The sequence below is a fragment of the Enterococcus sp. CSURQ0835 genome, assembly GCF_902706605.1.
In the GTDB taxonomy this organism is placed as follows: domain Bacteria; phylum Bacillota; class Bacilli; order Lactobacillales; family Enterococcaceae; genus Enterococcus_A.
Genome location: NZ_CACSLH010000012.1, coordinates 57,967 through 76,657, shown reverse-complemented (window position 1 = coordinate 76,657; position 18,691 = coordinate 57,967). Strand labels below are relative to the sequence as shown.

18 protein-coding genes and 1 other RNA gene are annotated in these 18,691 nt (G+C 43.8%); 5 read left to right on the top strand and 14 right to left on the bottom strand.

What is annotated here, in order from left to right:
* Positions 1–172: 172 nt before the first annotated feature.
* From GVJ38_RS06985 to tadA, 4 genes are all read right to left on the bottom strand, one after another.
* Positions 173–1,429: a trypsin-like peptidase domain-containing protein gene (locus GVJ38_RS06985; protein ID WP_159722460.1), complete on the bottom strand. Its 1,257-nt coding sequence runs from the start codon at positions 1,427–1,429 to the stop codon at positions 173–175.
* Between the two features lie 318 nt (positions 1,430–1,747).
* Positions 1,748–2,932, bottom strand: a complete 1,185-nt coding sequence (locus tag GVJ38_RS06980) for an AI-2E family transporter (protein WP_159722459.1) — start codon at positions 2,930–2,932, stop codon at positions 1,748–1,750.
* A 150-nt stretch (positions 2,933–3,082) separates the two neighbouring features.
* An RNA gene (gene ffs / locus GVJ38_RS06975) (signal recognition particle sRNA small type) lies at positions 3,083–3,179 on the bottom strand.
* Between the two features lie 24 nt (positions 3,180–3,203).
* Positions 3,204–3,716: a tRNA adenosine(34) deaminase TadA gene (tadA, locus tag GVJ38_RS06970; RefSeq protein ID WP_159722458.1), complete on the bottom strand. Its 513-nt coding sequence runs from the start codon at positions 3,714–3,716 to the stop codon at positions 3,204–3,206.
* Positions 3,717–3,907: 191 nt separating this feature from the next.
* Between tadA and GVJ38_RS06965 the strand changes: the two genes are divergently transcribed.
* Complete coding sequence (locus GVJ38_RS06965) at positions 3,908–5,146, top strand: aspartate aminotransferase family protein (RefSeq protein WP_159722457.1); 1,239 nt, start codon at positions 3,908–3,910, stop codon at positions 5,144–5,146.
* 146 nt (positions 5,147–5,292) lie between these two features.
* On the opposite strand, the gene GVJ38_RS06960 is transcribed toward GVJ38_RS06965, so the two are convergent.
* The 9 genes from GVJ38_RS06960 to GVJ38_RS06920 all read right to left on the bottom strand — a co-directional run bounded on the left by GVJ38_RS06960 (position 5,293) and on the right by GVJ38_RS06920 (position 13,211).
* A complete protein-coding gene (locus tag GVJ38_RS06960; protein ID WP_159722456.1) occupies positions 5,293–5,628 on the bottom strand; it encodes a hypothetical protein in 336 nt (111 codons plus the stop codon).
* A gap of 77 nt (positions 5,629–5,705) precedes the next feature.
* A complete protein-coding gene (locus tag GVJ38_RS06955) occupies positions 5,706–7,052 on the bottom strand; it encodes an RsmF rRNA methyltransferase first C-terminal domain-containing protein (RefSeq protein ID WP_159722455.1) in 1,347 nt (448 codons plus the stop codon).
* A gap of 71 nt (positions 7,053–7,123) precedes the next feature.
* Positions 7,124–7,837 carry a zinc metallopeptidase gene (locus GVJ38_RS06950; RefSeq protein WP_200849465.1) on the bottom strand — a complete coding sequence of 238 codons (714 nt, stop codon included), beginning with the start codon at positions 7,835–7,837 and terminating at the stop codon, positions 7,124–7,126.
* 86 nt (positions 7,838–7,923) lie between these two features.
* Positions 7,924–8,262, bottom strand: a complete 339-nt coding sequence (locus tag GVJ38_RS06945) for a zinc ribbon domain-containing protein YjdM (RefSeq protein ID WP_159722454.1) — start codon at positions 8,260–8,262, stop codon at positions 7,924–7,926.
* Between the two features lie 142 nt (positions 8,263–8,404).
* Positions 8,405–9,355 (bottom strand): DHH family phosphoesterase, encoded by a 951-nt coding sequence (locus GVJ38_RS06940; RefSeq protein WP_159722453.1) that lies wholly within the window; start codon positions 9,353–9,355, stop codon positions 8,405–8,407.
* Positions 9,356–9,370: 15 nt separating this feature from the next.
* Positions 9,371–10,702, bottom strand: a complete 1,332-nt coding sequence (locus GVJ38_RS06935; RefSeq protein ID WP_159722452.1) for a DRTGG domain-containing protein — start codon at positions 10,700–10,702, stop codon at positions 9,371–9,373.
* 9 nt (positions 10,703–10,711) lie between these two features.
* Positions 10,712–11,401 carry a metal-dependent hydrolase gene (locus GVJ38_RS06930; protein WP_159722451.1) on the bottom strand — a complete coding sequence of 230 codons (690 nt, stop codon included), beginning with the start codon at positions 11,399–11,401 and terminating at the stop codon, positions 10,712–10,714.
* A 111-nt stretch (positions 11,402–11,512) separates the two neighbouring features.
* On the bottom strand, positions 11,513–12,418 hold the full coding sequence (locus tag GVJ38_RS06925; protein WP_235032840.1) for a magnesium transporter CorA family protein: 906 nt from the start codon (positions 12,416–12,418) through the stop codon (positions 11,513–11,515).
* 142 nt (positions 12,419–12,560) lie between these two features.
* Positions 12,561–13,211 (bottom strand): deoxynucleoside kinase, encoded by a 651-nt coding sequence (locus tag GVJ38_RS06920; RefSeq protein ID WP_159722450.1) that lies wholly within the window; start codon positions 13,209–13,211, stop codon positions 12,561–12,563.
* Between the two features lie 298 nt (positions 13,212–13,509).
* On the opposite strand from GVJ38_RS06920, the gene mvk reads away from it, so the two are divergent.
* From mvk to fni, 4 genes are read left to right on the top strand one after another with little or no spacing between them, the layout of a single operon-like run.
* A complete protein-coding gene (gene mvk / locus GVJ38_RS06915) occupies positions 13,510–14,451 on the top strand; it encodes a mevalonate kinase (protein WP_159722449.1) in 942 nt (313 codons plus the stop codon).
* The gene (gene mvaD, locus GVJ38_RS06910) at positions 14,444–15,436 is read left to right on the top strand and encodes a diphosphomevalonate decarboxylase (RefSeq protein ID WP_159722448.1); all 993 of its coding nucleotides are present in this window, start codon (positions 14,444–14,446) and stop codon (positions 15,434–15,436) included. Before mvk ends, mvaD begins: the two co-directional genes overlap by 8 nt.
* The gene (locus tag GVJ38_RS06905; protein WP_159722447.1) at positions 15,433–16,515 is read left to right on the top strand and encodes a phosphomevalonate kinase; all 1,083 of its coding nucleotides are present in this window, start codon (positions 15,433–15,435) and stop codon (positions 16,513–16,515) included. Before mvaD ends, GVJ38_RS06905 begins: the two co-directional genes overlap by 4 nt.
* 3 nt (positions 16,516–16,518) lie before the next feature.
* A complete protein-coding gene (fni, locus tag GVJ38_RS06900; RefSeq protein WP_159722446.1) occupies positions 16,519–17,556 on the top strand; it encodes a type 2 isopentenyl-diphosphate Delta-isomerase in 1,038 nt (345 codons plus the stop codon).
* A gap of 59 nt (positions 17,557–17,615) precedes the next feature.
* Here fni and GVJ38_RS06895 read toward each other — a convergent pair whose 3' ends face one another.
* Positions 17,616–18,557 carry a sigma-70 family RNA polymerase sigma factor gene (locus GVJ38_RS06895; RefSeq protein WP_159722445.1) on the bottom strand — a complete coding sequence of 314 codons (942 nt, stop codon included), beginning with the start codon at positions 18,555–18,557 and terminating at the stop codon, positions 17,616–17,618.
* Between the last annotated feature and the right edge of the window lie 134 nt (positions 18,558–18,691).

The window sequence follows — 18,691 nt, the reverse complement described above, 5'->3', positions numbered from 1 at the left end:
CAAGTTCGTCTGTTGTAAGATGGGTATAGGTCATTTGTACTCACTCCTTATAATTCTTTGGTCGGAACTATTTTGAGTGTAGCACAAGTGACTTTTTTAGTTGTCTAGCTTAATTTTACAATCGGCGTAACTAAAAAAATGCGCGGAACTGTGATCAGTCCCGCGCATTTTTCTATAAACCGTGCCATGAGATCCCTTCTGCTTGCCACCCCGCTTTAACGAGTTGATCTCTTTCATGAGTGTTCAACGTATAGTGATGCGTTCCGACACGCGCTTGCGGGTTATACAAACGATAGACCGGAGTCGCCGTTTGCTTCGTTTGTGCTTGCCACGATATTCCTTCATCATGCCAGCCAACCGTGACTAGATGATTTTTTTCTGCCTGATTAGTCGTGTAATGATGATCACCCGAATTTGGATTGTACAAGCGATAGACTGCTTGACCGGCTTTAGGTGTGAACCAACCGAGCCCTTCATATTGCCAACCGGCTTGTTTCAAAACGTCGATTTCTTGCGCGTTACACGTGTAAAAGTGTTCACCTGAATTTGGATTGTATAACCGATAAACACTCGCAACTTGCTCAAGCTCTCCCTTGATCCACTCTAAGACACTTTGATTGATTTGCGTCCCATAATTTTGAATTTTTTGACTGTAAGCATGTACCGCCAGCAACTGGTTTTCGGTATTGAACACACCGCTGCCACTTTGCCCGCTGTAAGTATCGAGCGAATAAAAAATATTTCGCTCACTCAAGCGGTGCACCACTCCAGCACTTTGCCACATCGTTCGTCGCGGTTTGTCTGTCGGGTAGCCGACACTTTTCACTTGCATTTGCGGTACGGCTTGATTCGTCATACCAAACCAACCTGTTTTAACGCCCAAGGGTTCATTTAATTTTAATAGCGCAATGTCATGCTCGTGCCGATTCGTTCCACCATTTAACCAACCTGCAACTGAGATCATGCGTGAGACTTGTGAACTACCAAATGGCGCTACATCACCGGTAAGCCCTGGATAAGCTGTCACCGTTTGCGCCCATTTTTTTTGATCGGCATCATAGACGACATGGCCTGCAGTCAAGACAGTGTCTGGCGAGACCATACTCCCCGATCCAACATACGTCTCACCGTTTGGAAACGTTGCGCGAATAAAAACAGCTGCCGAATAAGGAAACTGGGTCGTCCCCGTAACTTGCGTCCGCTCATCTTGCCCGATCACCGAACGTTGCGTAATTTTTTCTTTCAACTCTAACGGTACGATTTCACGTTCACTCGTCTCGCCGGTTCCTGCATAGCTAGGTTGAGAAAATTTTTCTGTAGCAGCTGTCTCAGCTACTTCGATTACTTCGATATTTTGTGCCTGAACGATTTGAGCGCTAAGTCCTAAACTACAACTGATCCCTAAGGCAACCCATTTTATTTTTTTCATTTGACCTGCTCCTTGCTAAATAATTATTTTAACTAGATTAAAAATAACTATTATATTTTTTGAAACTGAATCACCGCTAGCTTTTTATCTATATAATCAAACAAAAAAGACTAGACGCAAACTTACAAAACTAAAAACTTATCCCAAAGTATAACAAAATTAAATTTAAAAATATATATAAAATAGTTATTTAAAGTATTTGTTTTTCTGATGATTCTGACACCTTAAATCCACATTGAAAAAATAGCGAAAAAAAAGGCGAGCAACAGACATTTAGTCTGATACTCACCTTTTAAAAAGCATCGATTTATTTGGTAATTAATCTTGATGGTATTCTTCTTTTGAAAATTCAGTATTTTCATATTTACCATCTCGTTGACCATAAAAACGGTTATACCGGGCTTTGAATTTGCGGAAAAGAAAAATCCCAAACGCCTTGAAGACTGCGTAGGTCGGTACACCGAAAACGAGCCCGAACAACCCGAATAATTCTCCCATCACTAATAAAACTAACACGATCGTCACCGGATGAACACGCAGTTGATCCCCCAAGACTTTTGGTTCGATCACGTTGCCATTTAAAATTTGTTCACAGATCCATACGATGACTAGCCCAAGGAATAATGAAAAAGATTCCAATAATGCGACGACTACACAAGGAATAAATGCGATGAATGGACCGATGTAAGGAATCACCGAAGTAACCGTCACTAAAATCGATAACGGCAACGCATACGGCATTCCGATGATCAAAAAACCGACAAAGACGATCACACCGTTTGCTAGTGCGACGATCGCTTGGCCTTTCAAGTAATCACCGACTTGCAAGTTCAAGATCGCACCTAGTTCTTCCACATCATCACGAAACCGCGGCGGAAAAAGTTTAAGTAAAAATAATTTGAACTTAGCCGCATCTTTTAATAGAAAGAACGTGATGATGGGTGCCGTAAACAAAATCACAAAAAAGCCGCTGACAGTCGAAAATAAATTTGAAATGAACCCTTGCAGATCGCCTAATGAATCCGACAATGTCGTGATGACTTGCTCGACTACTTCTTCAAACGAACCGAAAACATCTTTGACGATATTTTCTGCTGCTGTTCCTGCGACCAGTTGATTGAGCGTTTCATCAAAATGAGCTACTAGTTTGGGAAAATCACGCACGAGGCTCGCCGTTTGGCTATAGACTTTTGGTACCGCCCAAATCCCAAGAGCCACTACTACCAAAAGTAAAACTACAGCAATTCCGATAATCGAAAAAATGCGCTTCACACCTTTTTTCTCTAACCAGGCAACTAACGGCTCAACTAAATAATACAAGACGACTGACAATAAGATCGGTGCAAAAACAGTTCCAAAAATGATCCCTAATGGTTCAAAAATAAAACTGACTTTGTTGAAGACAAACAAAACTGCGCCGAGCAATAACCCGGCACTTAACGTGAAGATTAATTCCCCACCACCTAAAAATCGAATCCAACGCGATTGCTTCCAGCGTTCCATCTTTCACCCTCCTTACCTACCCGTTTTTAGTCAATAACGCAACATTGCGAAAAATTTTTATAGAAAACGAATAGCCCTTTCTTCCATTGTAGCGAAGAAAGAGTCCGGTGTAAAAAATGACGCAAAAAAAGCCAGACTCTATCGTCTAGCTTCAACTGCTATGTATCAGACACATGGCAGATCCTGCTTAGTGCTGCTTCCTTCCAGATCTGACACAATTCACAAGCCTGCCATTGTCCTAGCCTCTCGGCAACAAACAGTATACCAAACTTTACTCACCTTGACTAGTTTTTTTCGCTTGTTTTTTTCGTGCGCGCAGTTCGCGGAAAAAATTCGTCAGTAAACTGCCACATTCAGCTGCTAACACGCCGCCTTCTACATACGCCTGATGATTGAACCGCGGATCAGTCAAAAGATTCATCAACGTTCCGGCCGTTCCACCTTTAGGATCAAATGCGCCGAAATAAACTTCTTCGATCCGCGACAAGATCATCGCACCGCTACACATAGGACACGGCTCTAACGTAACAAACAACTGGCATTCTTCTAACCGCCAACTACCGATTTTTTCGCAAGCTTCTTTAATCGCAAACATTTCGGCGTGGCTGGTCGCATCTTGACTGTGTTCACGTAAATTGTGCCCGCGCCCGATGATCTCATTTTGAAAAACTACTACCGCACCAATCGGAACTTCAGCTAAGGCTTCCGCTTTTTTAGCTTCCGTGATCGCAGCGTGCATAAAGCTTATTTTTTGTTCTTCGGTCATAGTGCTGACTCGTTCCATACTTTCACCTCATCGGTTACTTTACCACAAAATTTCACATCAGCAAAAAAAGCTTTTGGTTCATTTTTGTAAACTATATTCAAATATTTTTTACGCATATAAATTTTAACTTGTTTTTCACCAGATTGTTTCGTATAATTTCTTCAATATAAAATTTTCAGAAAATTTAGAAATAAATCCGAGGTGACCCGATGAAATTAACTGATTTAAATTATACTGCAGCTGAAATCAAAGCGATGGCGCAGACTTACATGATCGAAACTTACGAACGGTTTGATTTTGTCGCTGAAACAGCAAGCGGCATGTACTTATATGATGAGCAAGGAGTCGGCTATTTAGATTTTTATGGCGGTGTAGCCGTCAACAGTGTCGGAAATAATAATCCGAAAGTCGTGGCGGCCATCAAAGAGCAAGCGCAAGATATTTTGCACACTTTTAATTACCCGTACACGATTCCCCAAGCGCTGCTGGCTAAAACGATTTGCGAAAATATCGGCATGGAAAAAATCTTTTTTCAAAATTCCGGGACCGAAGCCAATGAAGCCATGCTCAAGTTGGCCCGCAAGTATGGGACTGAAACATTCGGACCAGAAAAATACCACATCATCACCGCCAAAAAAAGTTTTCATGGGCGGACATATGGTGCTCTCTCTGCTACTGGTCAACCTGAAACAGCAAATCAAACTGGCTATTTGCCTGGCGTGCCAGGTTTTTCTTATGTCCCTTACAACGATTTTGCAGCAATCGAACAAGCGTATCATGCAGGCGTGATTGCGATCATGTTAGAGCCGGTGCAAGGCGAAGGTGGTGTACATCCGGCGACTTATGACTATTTACAAAAAGTTCGTCGCTTCTGTGATGAAAAAGGGATTTTATTATTATTAGATGAAGTCCAAACTGGTTGGGGACGAACCGGTGAATTGATGGCGTTCATGCATTACGACCTCAAACCTGATATCGTTTCGATGGCAAAAGCAATGGGTGGCGGGACGCCGATCGGTGCGATTTGTGCCACAAAAAAAGTTGCCCAAGCTTTCAATCAAGGCGCACACGGTTCCACTTACGGAGGCAGTCCTTTATGCTGTGCAGCCAGTCTTGCAGCGATCACCGAGATCATCGAACAAGATCTCAGCGGGAATGCAAAAGTTGTCGGTGCGCATTTTAAAGAAAAACTAGCGACTTTACCCGGTGTAAAAGAAGTCCGTGGACAAGGCTTGATGTTGGGGATCGAGTTTCATGAGCCAATCGCTGTAGACATCAAACGCCAAGCTAAGGAACAACACTTACTCGTCACCGCAGTTGGGCAACACATCATCCGGCTCGTGCCACCGCTAATCGCTACCAAAACTGATTGTGACATCGCTTTGCGTTTATTAAAACAAGCGATCGAAAAAGTTTTACCGGCTAAGCCATTGGATCACGTCGGTTAAGTCGTTAACTTCCTAGCAACGATTTAACCAACTGATCAAGTTGTTAATTAAATCAAAAAATGAGTCTCGCTTCCCTTGGAAAACCAAGTTTGAAGCAAGACTCATTTTTTAGTTTGGACAGCTGGCACGTTCCTTGCTGTCGGCTCTTAAATAACTTGTTCCACCAAGTTCAGTAATTTTTCTTTTAAATCATCCGTTGCATCTTTGATCGAGCTGCCGCTGACAGTGATATGCTTTTTGCCATCTTTGATCTTACCTAGGATCTTCATGATATTGTCTAAATCATCATCGGACAACTTATCGACGATATCTAGTAATTTCTCACTGCCGTCAAATTTATCCGTCACAAACTGCTTCACCTTATGTCGATTAGAAGCGTGTTGGACTTTTCCGATGATTTTTCCGGAAGCGATGACTGCACCGGCTAACCCAATCGTCGCTAACGCCCCGAAGCCAAGTTTCACTTTAGTAGCTGTTTCCATGGTATCACTCCTTCAGATTTTAGTGGCATTCTAGCTTCATGATACCATATCCAAAACATTAGGAGAACTGAGAACCATCAGACTTGAAAGCGCAACCCTTTCGGATAAAAATTTTTCACTACGCCTTGCACTTGTTTTCCAAACCCTACCGTGATGTGATCGACTTGTAGTACGACCCAACCTTGATTCCCTGGCTGAGCAAATGTTTCGCCGGCGACATATTTGCTCCAATCAGTTAACGAGATAGCCAGCTGCGGCCAGTCTTCGTTTTGCTGGGCTAGGGCAAGGGCCAAACTAGGTTCAAAACGTTTTTTCTTTAACGTGCCTAAATGCAAACCGGGCCGCAACACTTTTAAACCAGTCAGCGTCGGAGCTTCTGCTGGCAATTGCCACAGTTGATCGCCGAACACGACTAAACGCTCCGTAAAGGTTTGCGGAAATTTTTGGCTGAAGACTTCCCAACTAGCTTTTGCTTCTGAAGTCAGTCGCGCTTTTTTGGCAGGCTTTCTTTTTAGGGTCGCATTTTCACCGTGGAAAGTCAATTTCGCGACAAAATGCCCTTCCCCTTGATTTTTCTGGGGCCACAAACGAACTGTTTTTTGTAACGCAGGATCGCCATTGCCCCACTCGGGTCGTCCCGCTGAAGTGTTTGCAAGTACGATCGGCTCTAAGGTCACTGGATAATTTTCCAACAGCCAACTAACGAGCATTTCATCTTCTTCCGGTGCAAAAGTACAGGTGGAATAAATCAAGGTACCGCCAGTTTTTAACATTTGGAGTGCCGCTGTCAAAATCTCTTTTTGGCGCGCAGCACACGCGACGGGCAAATCCGGTGTCCACTGAGCCACAGCTTCCGGGTCTTTGCGAAACATCCCTTCACCCGAACAAGGCGCGTCAACTAAAATACGATCAAAAAAACCGCTGAAGTGTTTGACGAGCTCAGCTGGCGCATGGTTAGTGACTAACGCATTGCGGACTCCCCAACGTTCAAGATTTTCACTCAAAATTTTCGCGCGTTTTGGCATGATCTCGTTTGCGACTAATAAGCCTTCACCTTGTAACTGGCCGGCAAGCTGAGTCGATTTTCCACCGGGGGCAGCACACAAATCTAAAACTTTTTCTCCTGGCTGAGCTGCTGCGGCTTCTGCAACGATCATCGCACTAGGTTCTTGACTGTAAACGAGACCAGCTTGATGAAGTAAACTTTTGCCGTTCACCGCTCCTAAAAAACCCGTTGCTGCATACGGTGCTGGTTGCAATGCTCCCGGATAAAATTTTTCGACGTGTGCTAAACAATCCGGCTTCAATGGATTATAGCGAAATCCTTTTTGAACTTCACCATTCGTCAAAGCTGCAAAAAAATCAGTAGCTTCCGCGCCTAACAATGCGTGGTATTTTTGGCTAAATATTTCAGGTAATTCCAACGGTCATCTTCCTTTCGCCCAATAGTTTAGCGTTTTTTGAGACAAAAGAAAAGAGGAAGCTCTCACTTCCTCTAATCGTCGCGTCGGTTGCCACCAAACAGTAACACCAAACGTAATAGTTGTAAAAAAGTTGAGAGGGCCGCAGCCACATAAGTCAGTGCTGCTGCGATCAACACTTTGCGAGCGGCAGCTAGTTCGTCTTGATCCAACATGTTTCCTTCTCGCAAGATCGAAAGCGCGCGCCGTGAAGCATCAAATTCGACTGGCAATGTCACTAGTTGAAATAACAAAGCTAGCGAAAAAGCAAAGATCCCTAAATTGATCAACGTTTGATTCCAACCAACGAATACACCGATCAAAATCAGTGGCAGCGAAACCGTTGAACCGATATTTGCAACCGGAACGATCGCAGCCCGTAATTTTAAGGGGATATAATGTTTCGCATCTTGAACAGCATGTCCACATTCGTGAGCGGCCACACCGATCGCAGCTACTGAAGTCGATTGAGCAGTCGCTTCTGACAAACTCAACAACTTGTTACCGGAATTGTAATTATCCGTCAGATCACCGGCGATCTGTTGTACCCCGACATCATTGATCCCTTGATTTTGTAAAATATATTGCGCGGCCTGCGTCCCAGTCACGCCATTACGACTCTTCAATTGATCGTATTTTTTAAACGTACGATTCACGTAACTCGAAGCAAGTCCCGTGATCACTAGACCGGCGATCACCAGTAAGAAAGTCGGATCAAACAAGCCCATCATTGGATATCCACCGTACATGTTCATTCTCCTTTTTTGTTGCTAGTTATAGTCTAACCAACGCATATGAATTATTTATGAACAACAGGCTAAACCGTGTGACTGACTTAATTTTTCTTAACGAATTCCGATTTTAATTTCATTGGACCAAAGCCATCGACCTTGCAATCGATATTGTGGTCGCCTTCGACTAACCGAATATTTTTGACTTTCGTTCCTTGTTTGATGGCGCCGCTTGCACCTTTGACTTTCAAATCTTTAATCACCGTCACACTATCGCCTTCTTGCAAAAGATTTCCATTCGCATCTTTGACGACTAAGCCGGCTTCAGCTGCTGGCTCAGCAGTTTGACTCCATTCATGACCGCATTCAGGGCAAACAAATAGCCCCCGGTCTTCATACGTATACGTTGATCCACATTCGGGACATTTTGGCATTTCTGTCATATTGTTCTCCTATCTTTTCGTAATAGTTTTATTTTAACTGAAAAAACAGGAGAACAAAAGACTTTAACGAGGAGGATAAAAAATTCTTATGTTTTTTAATCAAACGAATCATCTCATTTTTACAATACTGCGTTGGGTGAGCTTACGCTTTTTTATACGCTTCACACAATGCTTGTAACTCGTTGAAAATCACGGCGACTTCATTTAAGTCAGAGGCATTTGCACCACTGGCTAACGGATGTCCGCCGCCGTGATGTTTTTTAGCTAGCTCGTTGATCACTGGACCTTTTGAACGCAGCCGAACCCGGAAATAGCCTTCTGGTTGCTCGACAAACAACGCCCAAGCCAAAACTTCATCGATCACCCCGGGAAGTGGAACCAAAGCAGAAGTTTCGGAATCCACGACTTCAAATTCTTCCAGTAAGGCAGTGGGTAAGATCACTTTAGCGGCACCACTAGGACTGCCTTCTAAATGTTCGTAAACATAGCCCGAAAGCTTAGCCACTTTCATGGGAATCTGTTCGATTTCACGATTCAATTTAGGCGCATCAAAATCATAAGTTAATAAATCGGCAGCCACTCGTAATGTATGCGCACTTGTAGAAGGATACAAGAAGCGGCCCGTATCACCGACGATTCCACCATACAGTAAGCGAGCTGCTTCGGCCGTCAATTTCAATTCCGCCTGGTTATTGGCAAAATCAGCAATGATCTCACTACAGCTACTCGTCTTAGTATCGACATAAACTAAATCGCCATAGGGTTCATCATTGGGATGATGATCGATCTTGATCAATTTTTCGCCTAATGCATAACGATCATCACTGATTCGCGGTGAATTGGCAGTATCCGTCACGATCACTAACGCGCCTTGGTAAAGCTTAGCATCGATGACATCCATCGTCGCTAAAAATTCTAAGCCTTCAACCGGGCCACCGACTTGATAAATTTCTTTTTGCGGAAAACTGGCACGCAAGATTTCTGCTAAGCCGCATTGAGAGCCTAGTGCATCCGGATCAGGCCGCTTATGACGGTGGATGATGATCCGGTCGTATTGTTTGATCATTTCCATGATCGCTGTTTGAATATCCATTAAAAATTCCTCTTTCTAAGATCGTTCCATTACTTGTAAGACGACGATTGCTTTTGCTACGATGATATTATCCAAATAAGCTTCGATATCCAACTTAGCTGAACGTCGGCCAAATTCTAAAATTTTGGCTTGCACTTCAATCTCGGTTTCTAGTTGGATCAAACGTAAATAATGCAAATTCATCTGTTCGATCAAAGTATTGCGCCGCTGAGTGTGTAAAATCGTCCGTTGCGCCACATTGCCGATGATCTCACTTAAGACACCAAATGAAATCGTTCCCACACTATTGACCATTTGGGGGCTGACTTCAAACCGATAAAATGGTAACGCTAATGGTTGTCCTTCACGATCGGTATCCACGGTTTGGATCTCCCCGACGACTTGGTCTGAGATCGTATTAGACATTTGCGGTTGGCGTTGAACGAGTTGCATCGCCTTCATGACATCTTGGCGACTCACCATTCCCATCAAAGTCAAGTCGTCTTGAACAACGGGCATCATCTCAAGCCCATCCCAGATCATCTGATGACTGACAGAAGCGACACTCATGCTTTGTTTGACCACGATCGGCTCCCGCGTCATCACCCGATCGATCAGCTGACTGTCCGGTTTGCCTAAAATATCTTTTGCCGTCACGACTCCGATCACGCGCATGTTTTTATTGACTACTGGAAAACGTGAATGCCCTGTCTGACTAGATAATTTTTGATAGCTTGCGATCGTATCACCAGCCATCAAATAGACGGTCTTATCAAGCGGCATATAAATATCACTGACTTGCATGATATCTTTTTTGATCAATTGATCGCTTAATGCGCGGTTGATCATCGTCGCAACGGTAAACGTATCATAGGTCGTCCGCAACACCGGCATCGCTTGTTGATCAGCCAGGGAAGCAACCGCCTCTGTCGTGTCAAAACCACCTGTGATCAAAACAGCTGCTCCGTTTTTCAAAGCCAGCTCTTGCACCCCTTCGCGATTTCCTACGATCATCAACGAACCAGGTGTGATATAACGCCGCATCGCATCTTCAGTCATGGCACCGATCACAAATTTATCTAGATCTTTATCCAAGCCGTCACTACCACCGAGAACATCGCCTTCAATGATCCGAACCACTTCGCCAAACGTTAAGCGTTCGATATTTTTCTTTAACTTGCGCTCGATCCGAATCGTCCCCACGCGCTGGATCGTTGAGACTAAGCCGGTATTTTCTGCATCTTTGATCGCGCGGTAAGCCGTTCCTTCACTGACGCTCAAATTTTTGGCGATGCTCCGGACTGAGATCCGTTCTCCTACAGGCAAGCCTTCGATGTACTCTAAAATCAAATCATGTTTTGTCGCCATCTTCTCACCCTACACTGTCATCGTTTCGCCGACTGCCATGACCTTTCCGTTTAAATTTTTTTCCGCTAATGCTGCTACGAATTTTTGCGGATCTTGTTTGATCACTGGAAAAGTATTAAAGTGGATCGGCACTGTTTGTTCTGCTTCAACAACTTGGGCTGCTTTAACGGCATCATTTGGTCCCATCGTAAAATTATCGCCAATCGGTAAGAACGCGACATCGACCTTGAAATCTTCTGCGATCAATTTCAAGTCTGAAAAATACGCAGTGTCTCCCGCATGATAAATCGTTTTGCCATCTGCTTGGATCACAAAGCCGGCTGGTTCGCCTAAATACAAACTTGTGCCATCAGCTTGGGTTAAACCAGAACTATGTTGTGCAAAAACCATTTTGACCGTGCCAAATGGAAATTCAAAAGCACCGCCGATATTCATTCCGTGCGCTTTCAGCCCGTGATGTTCAGCATAAGACGCTAATTCAGCACTACCGATCACGGTAGCCGCATTTTTTTGCGCGATCGGCAACAGATCGCCGACGTGATCCCCGTGCCCGTGAGTGATGAGCACGTAATCTGCTGTAACGGTTTCGGGAGTCAAATCAGACAATTCATTTCCACTGATAAAAGGATCGATCAATAGGGTCGTCCCATCATTTAAGACTAAACGGAGACAAGAATGGCTGTGATATGTAATCTGCATGTGTAAAATCCTCCTTTAATATTAGTACAGTTATTCATAACACAGTATAACAGAAAGAAGCTAAAAAAAGAAGCAAGTAGAACAGCTGTAATAGCTGTTTTACTTGCTTGTTTATTTGATACGACGCCACAAAACTAAAATCATCCACAACGAAAGACCGACACTGATGACCAATGAAATGATCCAGCCCGCCTCGGAATGCTCAAATGGCAGCGGCATGTTCATACCGAAAAAACCGGTGACGATAGTCGGGATCGTCAGCAATAAGGACCAAATCGTTAAAATTTTCATCGTATCATTCAGATTATTGTTCAATAAATAATTGTAAGTGCTAGACAACTGATCCAAAATCTCACTGGCCAGCTTCGTCATTTCTTCAGCCTGCTTAGCTTCGATCGCAGCATCTTCTAATTGTTCTTTTTCAGTATCGCTAAAATTCGGAAAAATCGATTGCGCTTTGATCTGTTCTAGCAAGGTAACATTTTGTTTTGTCGCGCTGACCAAGTAGACTAACCCGATCTCCAAATCTGATAGCTGTAATAAATTTTTATTCGTCGTCTTTTGGCGTAGTTTCGTATTTAAACGGACGCGTTCGCTGTTGACTTCCTCGATCAAAGGAAAATACGAATCCGCAACTAAAAACAACGTGTGGAACAACAAACTCGCTGTACTTTGATTGGGTTCACGGCGTAAAATATTTTCCATCATGGAAACAACGTAATCTGATTTTTGCGAGACGATCGTAAGCATCGCGTGATCTTTGATCATAAACGTCATAGGACTCGTCTCATAATGATTATTCGTTTTTTCTAAATGGGGGACATTAAAGATGACCAGCAATGTTTTTTCCATACTGTCATATTCCACGCGCGCCCGCTCGTGTTTGTCCAGTGAATATTCCAACATTTCATCACTGATCTGAAATTCGGCTTGAACTTTTGCGATCGCGTGATGGTCGTTGGCATCGACATTGATCCATGCGCACAAATCTTGGTTGAATCGTCTTCTAACTTCCACGATTTTTTCCTCTCTTGAAATTGATAATTTTATTATAGTAGAAAATAAGCAGAAATGCGAAGAAAGAAGCCAGACATCGCGCATGTCCGACTTCTTTTTTGTCACGCAGCCACCCGTGCTTTTTAAATTTCAATGCCACAAGTTACGCGTTGACTCGTGTTTCAGCGATTTTTTGGTCGATCAAATCGAGCACATAATCGCGCGCCACTGCATCTTCGACAAAGTTATAACGATCCCCATCGATTTGGATCTTAGGACTTTCATGGTAATCGTCAAACCATTTATCGTAACGTTGATTCAGTTCTTTATAGTAATCATATAACGTTGGATCATAGCTCAACTGTTCATATTCCCGACCACGTTTTTCGATCCGATCTAACATCGTTTCAAACGAGACTTTGATGTGGACTAATAGATCCGGATGTTTTTTGTGGGCAGCATATGGTAATTCTTCCATCATATTAGCCAACAGCTCATCATAAACTTTGACCTCAGTCTCCGTTGCTCGGCCAAGATCAGCATTTAAATGAAATAGTAGCGAATCTTCATAAATCGAACGATCTAACACATTGTTGTCGTCTTGCATCGCTTGTTTGATGCTTTCAAACCGTTTGTTCAAAAAATAAATCTGCAGCAAAAACGCATATTGGTTCGGATCTGCGTAAAATAATGGCAACACTTCATTGTCTTCGATCGATTCGTAAAAAGCTTGACTCCCAAGATGTTCAGATAACATCGCGGTCAGACTAGATTTTCCGGCTCCGATCGTTCCCGCTAATACGATCACGCTCATAAACCTCCAACTCATTTCATACAAAATATAGTGTACATTTTTTCAACTTTCCTAGAATACACCCTACATCTAGTATCGTCAATCAAATTTATTTATTTTTTCGAACTCCAAAACTTTTCTGCATTGTTTAAAAAACGTTTCAGTTTTCAAGAGTTTTTCACCGAAACATTTACAGGTTGAAAAACTCTGAGTAAAATAAAGAAGATTGTAGCAACGCAAAGCTGAAGCATCCTCTTCAGCAAAAAAATAAATGACCGAACAAAAAACGGTCAGCTTAAATTTTGAAGGAGTATCTCGTATGAAGAAAATCGGGCAAGGCTGTGCTAGCGGAAAAATCATTTTGATGGGTGAACATTCCGTGGTCTACGGCGAACCAGCGATCGCGTTCCCATTTTCCGGCGCAGAGATCTGTGCGACGGTAAGATTCCAACCTTATGAATCATGGATCGAATCGGTGATTTACAATGGACCATTAGCTGACGCGCCTCAGACGATGAATAATGTTACTAGTTTATTATGGCAGTTGGTCCAACAGTTTGCGATTCAAGAACCATTTTATTTAAAAATCGAAAGCACCGTCCCACCCGAACGAGGAATGGGTTCTAGTGCAGCCGTAGCCGTCGCGATCACCCGCGCTTTTTTTGACTGGTTAGACTTGCCGGCGACCCAAGATGATGTCTTATACTTTGTCAATCAAGCCGAAAAAGTAGCACATGGTAATCCTAGCGGCATTGACGCGGCAGCCATTAGCGGATCAGAGCCGATCTTATTTCAAAAAGGATTGGCCTTTGAATCTTTTTCCTTGAATATGGACGCATTTTTAGTCGTCGCGGATACGGGCATCAAAGGTCAGACTAGAAAAGCCGTAAAAGATGTCGCGCGTTTAGTGGAAAAAAGTCCCGCGATCGCGGCTAAAAAATTACGCCAACTAGGCCATTGGACAAAAGAAGCGCAACAAGCAATCCTTTCCAATCGTCCACAACTTTTAGGTCAATGTATGACACAAGCACACCACCAACTCCAAAATCTCGGCATCAGTAATCAACACTTAGATCATTTAGTTGAAACAGCACTGGTACATGGAGCACTCGGCGCTAAACTTACCGGCGGCGGTCGCGGTGGTTGCATGATCGCCCTAGCAGCCGATGAAGTAACCGGTTTTCAATTGCAGCAACACTTACTAGCAGCCGGCGCTCAAAATACGTGGGTCCAAGGTTTGGGGGTCTACGCTCATGTCTAATGGTCGCGCGCGCGCCTATACGAATATCGCTTTGATCAAATATTGGGGCAAAAAAGATCAAGCTTTGATCTTACCGATGAACAACAGCTTATCGTTGACTTTAGATGCTTTTTATACGGAAACGAGCGTCATCTTAGATCCTAAGTTGATCCAAGATGAATTTTTCTTGGATGGCATTCAGCAATCTGAACAAGCCACAGCTAAAGTCAGCCGCTTTTTAGATCTTGTGCGGACAAAAGTTGGTAACCAAAGTTTTGTTCGCGTCACCAGTCAAAATTTTGTTCCGACTGCAGCGGGGCTGGCCTCTTCAGCTAGCGGATTAGCCGCCTTAGCTGGGGCTAGCGCTAGTGCGTTTGGCTTAGATTTAAAAGCGACTGAACTATCTCGCCTAGCACGTCGCGGATCTGGCTCAGCTTGCCGCAGTATCTATGGCGGTTTTGCAGAGTGGCAACAAGGGCATGATGACGAAAGTTCGTTTGCAGTCCCCATCGCTTCAGCTGATTGGGAAAACGAGTTGAGTATGTTGTTTGTCGTCGTAAATGACCAGCAAAAAGATGTCTCTAGCCGTGCTGGGATGCAACGTACCGTCGAAACCTCGGCTTTTTATCCTGGCTGGTTAGACAGTGTGCCAAAGGATTTAGCTCAAGCTAAACACGCCATCGCACAAAAAGATTTTACTGCTTTAGGGGAAGTCACTGAACGCAGCGCATTAAAAATGCACGGTACGACGCTAGCCGCCGTGCCACCTTTTACGTATTGGTCACCAGAAAGCGTCCAAGCGATGCAACTTGTGCGGACACTGCGAAATGAAGGTCTAGCTTGTTACTTCACGATGGACGCAGGCCCCAATGTGAAAGTCTTAGTCCAAAGAAAAGATGAGCAACAACTGCTGGCTAAATTTGCAGAAGTCTTCCACCACTCGCAGCTTTTAATGGCGCATGCTGGACCAGGCTTAGAAATCTTAACAAAGGAAGGTTCCTTATGATCGAAGTTTCTGCACCCGGAAAATTATATATCGCGGGCGAATACGCCGTCGTGGAACCGGGACACCCGGCAATCATCACCGCGATCGATCAATTCATCACGGTGACGATCGAGTCAGCTAAAAAAAGCGGCAGTATCCAATCAGCACAATACAGTGATTTACCGATTCGTTGGACGCGTAAAAATGACGAACTTGTTTTAGATATTCGGGAAAATCCATTCCATTATATTTTAGCCGCGATTCACTTCACAGAAAAATACGCTCAAGAACAAAATAAAGCGCTCGCCTTTTTTGATTTAAAAGTGATCAGTGAGCTAGATAATTCCAGTGGTCGTAAATACGGTTTAGGTTCCAGCGGTGCCGTGACTGTCGCTACCGTCAAAGCGCTTGACGCGTTTTATGATTTACAGTTAAGCCAGTTAGAATTATTCAAACTAGCAACATTAGCTCACTTAACTGTGCAAGGTAATGGTTCTTGTGGCGATATCGCGGCTAGCTGTTATGGTGGCTGGCTAGCTTTTTCAACCTTTGATCATGAATGGGTCTTGACCAAGATGCAACAAACTTCACTAAGTTCTTTAGTTGCCACAGACTGGCCGCAACTTTCGATCGAGCCGTTGATCGCGCCGCGGGACTTACGTTTATTGATCGGCTGGACAGGGAGCCCTGCTTCCACATCTGATCTAGTTGATCAAGTCCATCAGTCCCGTGAAGACAAAGAAACACTCTATCAACAATTTTTGACCGACAGTAAAACGTGTGTCACGCAAATGATTGCTGGTTTCAAACAACAAGATATCCCATTGATCCAAGCAATGATCCGCAAAAATCGCAGCTTATTGAATCAGTTGACGACGTTTAGCAACGTCTCGATTGAAACACCGGCTCTGAAAACTTTGAGTGACCTCGCAGAAGAATACGGTGGCGCAGCCAAATCATCAGGTGCTGGTGGCGGTGATTGCGGTATCGTGATCGTCGACAAAAAAGCTGGCATCTTACCCTTGATGAGTGCGTGGGAAAAAGCTGGCATCACACCATTGCCACTCCATGTTTACCAAAATCGAAAGGAACCAACCTAACTCATGAATCGAAAAGATGAGCATCTCTTATTAGCCAAAGCGCTGTATAAAAAACAAGCCAATGACTTTGACGACCTTACGTTTGTCCATCAATCATTGGTGGATCTCACACCAGCTGAAGTCGACCTCTCAACTGAGGTACTCGGTTTACAATTGACCGCGCCTTTTTACATCAATGCCATGACTGGCGGCAGTGAAAAAACAAAAATCTACAACCAACAACTAGCGATTGTCGCTCGTGAGACGGGCCTGATGATGGCAAGCGGCTCAGCTTCAGCAGCGTTACAAGATTCAAACGTTGCTGAGAGCTTCACGGTGATTCGAAAAGAAAATCCCACGGGCTTAGTATTGGCCAATATGGGTGCAGGCAAAGATGCACAAGCAGCTGAAAAAATCATCGACTTGCTGCAAGCCGATGGGTTACAGATCCATTTGAATGTCCCCCAAGAACTAGTCATGCCAGAAGGTGAAGCCGATTTTAAAAATTGGCGCCACAATATCCAGCAAATAACTGCCACCATTTCAAAGCCTGTGATCGTTAAAGAAGTTGGTTTCGGAATGAGTCGGGAGACCTTGCAACAACTAAAACAATTAGGCGTGCAAGCAGCAGATGTCTCTGGCAAAGGCGGAACAAGCTTCACTCAAATCGAAAATGCACGTCGCAGCAAACATGAGCTCAGTTACTTGAACGACTGGGGCCAATCTACCGTCACTTCGTTACTAGAAGCCCAAGAAGCTGAACTAACGATTTTAGCTTCTGGTGGTGTCCGAGATGCGTATGATATTTTTAAAGCGCTGTGTCTAGGTGCCAAAGCTGTCGGGATCTCAGGGGCGATCTTGCATTCGCTGATGACTGTCGGCGTAGAAGCCACAATCGATCTGATTGAAAGTTGGAAAAACCAGTTGCGAATGCTTTACACATTGACTAATAAAAAAACGACCGCGCAATTGACCTCCGTACCGCTATTAGTCACCGGTAACGCTAAAGCTTGGGCAGATGCTCGTAGCATCGATCTCAAAAAAATAGCTCAGCGCATTTAAAATTTATTCACTAAAACAAAACCAGCAACTCGGAGTATACTTGCTCCAAGTTGCTGGTTTTAAAATTCTAAGTCCGTGATTCCTTCTGCTTCACACCAAGTTTTCAACTTTTGTAAGATATGTTTTTTTTGTTTTGAGATCGTCGGCTGCGTTTCGTGAAGTGCGGCTGCAATTTGTTCTTGGTTCAATTTTTCTTGGTGATCCAAACCATATGTATGGAAAATGATGAACTGCTCTTTTTCCGATAATTGTTGGAGCAACTGGTGCAACACTGCTAGCGTATCACTTAGCACACAATCGGCTTCCACGTTTTCATCGGCGACTAGTTGATTGGCTAAATTTTCGTTTTCTAACATTTTTTGTGAATGCACGCGTTCTTTTTGTTGCCGGATCTCCAATTGGATCGCGTGATCGATCGCTCGTCGCAGACAGATTTTTGCGTACGCAGTAAATGGTCGATGGTGATCTTTTTCAAATGATTCCGCTGCTATTCGCAACCTTTCTTGTCCTACCCCCACCAGATCATCGAACAGATCATATTTTTGCACGAAGGAAAATAAAGTCGCAGGTGTCTCATGGATCACCTGATAGATCAATTTTTCGTGCCGCAAGACGAGTGCGTTTTTTTCTGCCGCCGTCAATTGCGGATATGCGGCGATACTTGCGGCAAAAAATTCTGCTAAATAAGCACCTAAACAGCCAGTCGGTTTCGCCTGATAAGCCACCCACCCATTACGTAAAACTTCATTGAATAAATTTGCGTCAAATTTTTTTGTCTCCGGCGAATCGTCCGTGAAGTCCACAGTTTTTTCAAATACAAACGCAGCATAATATCGTTGCTTAAGGGCTGCGATGATCCCCGCCTCTAAAACTTCATCGCTAACAGCCGTCTGCAATTTTTCTTGCCATTTCGTTTTTTGCGTTGGTGCTAGCTGTTTCACTAGCCAACGCCATTCGATTTTTTGTTTGGCTGAAAGAGTTGTTGAAAAATCAGTCTCCATCCTCATCACCTTCTCTCTTTTTTCATCTTATCATATTTCAAATGAAAACCCTTTTCAAAAACTATCCGTCAACTTCGAAAAGATGATAAGCCGGTTGACGCCACACTAAAAAAGCTGGATGCCAAAAAACACCC